Here is a 4,238-nt window from a genome sequence, read left to right as displayed (position 1 = left end):
GATTTGCTCGATATGATTTCGTTCGTCATTGTGCTGTTTTACATGATCACTGTTTTCGGCGTGATCTACTTAAGAATCAAAAAACCTGGAATCGCAAGACCTTACAAAACCTGGCTTTATCCCGTTACGCCATTAATTTATCTTATTATTGGTACTGCATTTTGCGTCCTCCTCATCTGGTTCAAACCGCAATATACCTGGCCTGGCTTTATTTTAATTTTGCTGGGTCTGCCGGTTTATTGGTACATCAACAGGAAAAAATCTGCTTAGTTTTTATTCAGGAGCAACTAAATTTCGGGTACTTCCGAAATCCCGACCTGCTGTTCATTACAATCTTTTTTCAGGTTGCGGCAGCAAAGCCTCCGAAACCTGAAAAAAGGATTTCCATTGCCATTAGGGCTAGAACTTCATTCGGTTTTTCTTACAGAATTTCCGTTTAATTATGTTATTTTTAGCAAAAAATTGAAATGTCAGCATTAGTTCCCGTTTTCCAGTCATCATATCTTTACGAAATCGAATTGGCCAAAACCAAGCTCGCTTCACGGGATATTCCCAGTTATATTAAAAACGAATACGTCAATAATATTGCTGTATTCCCGATTTCCCAAAACTATTTTCTCCTTGTTAATGAAAGAGATTTTGAAGTTGCCGTTGAGATTCTTCAGGAAAATAACGAAGTCGGGGAAGAATAAACATTACCGGTTTCAACAAATATTTCTCTAAAAAATCCCGATAAAATTCAGTGAATTTTTTCATGTTTATCCATCCAAAAACCCTGCGTTTTCCTTTTGAGCTGCCTTATAAATTCCTTATCTTTGGCTCAAATTTTACAAGAAAATGATTGACTGGAAAACCGTAAAAGAATACGAAGATATTACCTACAAAAAATGTGGCGCTGTAGCAAGAATCGCTTTTAACAGACCGGAAGTACGCAACGCCTTCCGTCCCAAAACTACCTCCGAATTGTACGATGCTTTTTATCACGTTTCAGAAGATCCTTCTGTTGGCGTGGTTTTGCTCACCGGCGAAGGTCCAAGTCCGAAAGATGGTGGCCATGCATTTTGTAGCGGCGGCGACCAGAAAGCCCGAGGAGAACAGGGATATGTAGGTGAAGACGGACGTCATCGTCTGAATATTCTTGAAGTTCAGCGTTTAATCCGTTTTATGCCGAAAGTTGTTATTGCGGTGGTAAACGGTTGGGCTGTAGGTGGCGGACATTCACTCCACGTTGTTTGCGACCTTACTTTAGCCAGTGAAGAACACGCAATCTTTAAACAAACCGACGCTGATGTTACCAGTTTTGATGGCGGTTACGGTTCTGCTTATTTAGCAAAAATGGTGGGTCAGAAAAAAGCCCGCGAAATTTTCTTTTTAGGAAGAAATTATTCGGCCAGAGAAGCCGAAGCAATGGGAATGGTTAACGCTGTAATTCCTCACGCAGAACTTGAAGAAACGTCTTATCAGTGGGCGCAGGAGATTTTAGGAAAATCGCCAATGTCGATCCGAATGCTGAAATTTGCAATGAACCTAACCGACGACGGTATGGTAGGACAGCAGGTTTTTGCCGGCGAAGCCACCAGACTTGCCTACATGACGGAAGAAGCCAAAGAAGGCAGAAACGCATTCCTCGAAAAAAGAAAGCCTGATTTCGGTGAAAATAAATGGATTTCTTAAATAGATTTTTAGATTATTGATTAGACAGGAAATTTTTACTGTCTAAAGTTTAAAATTTAAAATTTAAAATCTGAAAATTTATGATGGATTGGATAGAAGCCGCACGATTGCGCACTTTGCCGCTTTCAATTAGCGGAATTATAATGGGTTCTTTCATCGCAAGATGGAGAATACTTGAAAACGGCGGAACCTGGGATTGGCAGATTTTTGCAATGGCACTTTTGGTTACGCTGCTTTATCAGATTCTTTCCAACTTTGCAAATGATTACGGCGACGGAATTAAAGGAACCGATAAACTCCGGATTAATGAGGCTGAACAAAGGGCAGTAGCTTCCGGAAAAATCACAGCAAACCAAATGAAAAGTGCCGTAATTCTTTTTGCTGCATTGTCTTTAATTGCGACAGTTGCACTTTTGTATCTGACGTTTTTCAGAGAAAATCTGATGAATGAATTCTATACTTTTGTAGGACTCGGCGTAGCGTGTATTTTGGCTGCAATAGGGTATACAGTTGGTAAAAAACCGTATGGATATTTAGGATTGGGAGATATTTTCGTGTTCGTATTCTTTGGTTTGGTTTCTGTTTGTGGAAGTTATTTTCTCTTTACAAAAACTTTTCACTGGGATATGCTTTTACCTGCAACAGCCATTGGAATGATGAGCGCCGCAGTCCTTAATCTCAACAATATGCGCGATATCGAAAGCGATGCACTCAGCGGCAAGAAAACCCTGGCCCTGAGAATGGGTTATAGATATGCAATGGTTTACGAAATCGTTTTATTGCAGCTTCCCTTAATTTTGATGTTGGTTTTTATGATGATGAAAGGACTGCATACCCAGGGCAATTATTACGCGTTTATCTTTTTTATTCTCGTATTTCCAATGACGGCACTTAGAAGAAAAATTATGCAGACGAAAGAACCAAAAGATCTCGATCCATATCTTAAACAGGTAGGTATTTTTACTCTCGTCATGAGTGTTTTGGTAGCTTTCGGACTTAATTATTTTAATTAAAATCAAAAAAAATGAAAATTCAGTTCCTCGGACAAAACTGCTTTTTGTTCAATTATAACGGTAAAAATATTCTTAGCGATCCATTTTATAATTTCCAGAAGGAAATATCTGGATTTGATATTACGGCGCAAAAAATTGATTATGTGTTGATTACGCATGCACACGGAGACCATACCGCAGATGTGAAAGATGTTTTACATCATCATACCGATGCACAAATCATCGCCCAACCAGAAATCTGCGGCTATTTTAACCATCCAAATTCCATTGACATTAATTTTGGCGGTTCTGCTAAGTTTGATGATATGAAGATTTCTATGGTTCCGGCTTCGCATACGTCGAGTTTTCCAGACGGAACTTATGGTGGTGAACCTTGCGGATATATTTTCAGATTTCCCGGAAAAAACATCTATTTCGCGGGTGATACGGGAGTAATGGCCGACATGGAACTTTTCCCACAGTTATTCGGAAACATAGATCTTGCGATTTTACCGGTGGGTTCGCATTATACGATGTGTGCAAGAAAGGCAAGTTTTGCAGCTGCAGAGCTTTTAAAAACCAAAAAAGTAATCGGCTGCCATTTCGATACATTTCCGCCTATTGCGATAAATCACGACGAAGCTTTGAAAATTTTTGAAGAAAAAGGAGTGGAGTTGATATTGCCTAAGTTGGGAGAAATATTTGAAATTAAGGCATAAAAAAATGGCAAGCGATCTACATCACACCGCTACAACCGTTTACCTTTGCTGCGTTCCCACCCTGGAGGATTCACAGGAGCTGGTTGTGTAGGACTTGCCGGTGCAAAGATAAGGCTTTAAATTAAAATTCAAAATTCAAAATAAAAAAAATTCAAAATTTATAAAATTTCTTATGGTTAAAAATGTTTATGGTGTTGGTTTTCTGCTGTTTATTGCAACAATGCTTATTTTCTTTTCGATGTATTTTTTCGGGATGAATGTTGATTATTTCAGCAATTCGATGCTTTTAAATGCATTTTTGCTTCCCGCAGTGTATGTTGTCGGGGCATTTTTATCCGTAAACGCTGCAAAAAAAGAAGGCGTTCCGATGGGTTTTCGGGCAGTTTTTGGGCGTGCTTTCAAACCCATGTTTATCGGTGGTTTGCTTTCTGTTGTCACCATGTTTCTTTTCCTGAATTTCGTGGATAAAGATGCCAAAGATTTATTGAACTATCAGTACATCGAAAGGCAGAAAACAGAACTCAACAACGAATACGAAAAAGCCAAAAGTTCCCTGGATAAACAAGAAGAGAAGACTGAACTCGAAAAGAAATACCAAGATCGCCTGAAAAGTTTTTCCCCGGAAATGATTAAGGATAAAGACATGTTTTCGTTCCGGCAGTTTACTTATTATTTCGGGGCAATCATGGTTTTTTACGTAATTTTATCTGTCTTTTTTGCCAGTTTCTTTAGAAGCAGAATTGAATAAAAAACCATTAAAAATTTTTCACTTTGAACCTATAATTTCAACAACTTAAATGAATTTATCCATCATCATACCTCTTCTGAATGAAGAAGATTCCCTTGAAGAATT

At 38.6% G+C, this 4,238-nt stretch carries 5 protein-coding genes, 1 other RNA gene and 1 pseudogene; 6 read left to right on the top strand and 1 reads right to left on the bottom strand.

Annotated elements, in window-relative coordinates:
* The 5 genes and pseudogenes from V5N63_RS00600 to V5N63_RS00580 form a co-directional block, all read left to right on the top strand.
* A pseudogene (locus V5N63_RS00600) lies at window positions 1-270 on the top strand (amino acid transporter); the annotation flags it as partial.
* Window positions 271-467: 197 nt separating this feature from the next.
* Window positions 468-692 carry a putative signal transducing protein gene (locus tag V5N63_RS00595; RefSeq protein ID WP_088469249.1) on the top strand — a complete coding sequence of 75 codons (225 nt, stop codon included), beginning with the start codon at window positions 468-470 and terminating at the stop codon, window positions 690-692.
* A gap of 145 nt (window positions 693-837) precedes the next feature.
* The gene (locus V5N63_RS00590) at window positions 838-1,674 is read left to right on the top strand and encodes a 1,4-dihydroxy-2-naphthoyl-CoA synthase (RefSeq protein WP_265144370.1); all 837 of its coding nucleotides are present in this window, start codon (window positions 838-840) and stop codon (window positions 1,672-1,674) included.
* 80 nt (window positions 1,675-1,754) lie between these two features.
* Entirely contained in the window at window positions 1,755-2,687 is a 933-nt protein-coding gene (gene menA / locus V5N63_RS00585) for a 1,4-dihydroxy-2-naphthoate octaprenyltransferase (RefSeq protein ID WP_332032070.1), read from the top strand.
* 11 nt (window positions 2,688-2,698) lie between these two features.
* A complete protein-coding gene (locus tag V5N63_RS00580; RefSeq protein ID WP_332032068.1) occupies window positions 2,699-3,385 on the top strand; it encodes a metal-dependent hydrolase in 687 nt (228 codons plus the stop codon).
* Between the two features lie 2 nt (window positions 3,386-3,387).
* Here V5N63_RS00580 and ffs read toward each other — a convergent pair.
* Window positions 3,388-3,485, bottom strand: an RNA gene (gene ffs, locus V5N63_RS00575) — signal recognition particle sRNA small type.
* Window positions 3,486-3,557: 72 nt separating this feature from the next.
* Between ffs and V5N63_RS00570 the strand changes: the two genes are divergently transcribed.
* Window positions 3,558-4,133 (top strand): DUF4199 domain-containing protein, encoded by a 576-nt coding sequence (locus V5N63_RS00570; protein WP_332032065.1) that lies wholly within the window; start codon window positions 3,558-3,560, stop codon window positions 4,131-4,133.
* The last annotated feature ends 105 nt before the right edge of the window (window positions 4,134-4,238 follow it).

It is taken from the genome of Kaistella sp. (assembly GCF_032060305.1).
Taxonomy (GTDB): Bacteria; Bacteroidota; Bacteroidia; order Flavobacteriales; family Weeksellaceae; genus Kaistella; species Kaistella yananensis.
Note: the sequence above shows the minus strand (reverse complement) of the source record. Positions and strands in the feature narration are given on the sequence as shown.

Coding starts and splice junctions, on each gene's coding strand:
- V5N63_RS00580 (WP_332032068.1), top strand. CDS start 2,699: ATGAAAATTCAGTTCCTCGGACAAAACTGCTTTTTGTTCAATTATAAC.
- V5N63_RS00595 (WP_088469249.1), top strand. CDS start 468: ATGTCAGCATTAGTTCCCGTTTTCCAGTCATCATATCTTTACGAAATC.
- V5N63_RS00590 (WP_265144370.1), top strand. CDS start 838: ATGATTGACTGGAAAACCGTAAAAGAATACGAAGATATTACCTACAAA.
- V5N63_RS00570 (WP_332032065.1), top strand. CDS start 3,558: ATGGTTAAAAATGTTTATGGTGTTGGTTTTCTGCTGTTTATTGCAACA.
- menA (WP_332032070.1), top strand. CDS start 1,755: ATGATGGATTGGATAGAAGCCGCACGATTGCGCACTTTGCCGCTTTCA.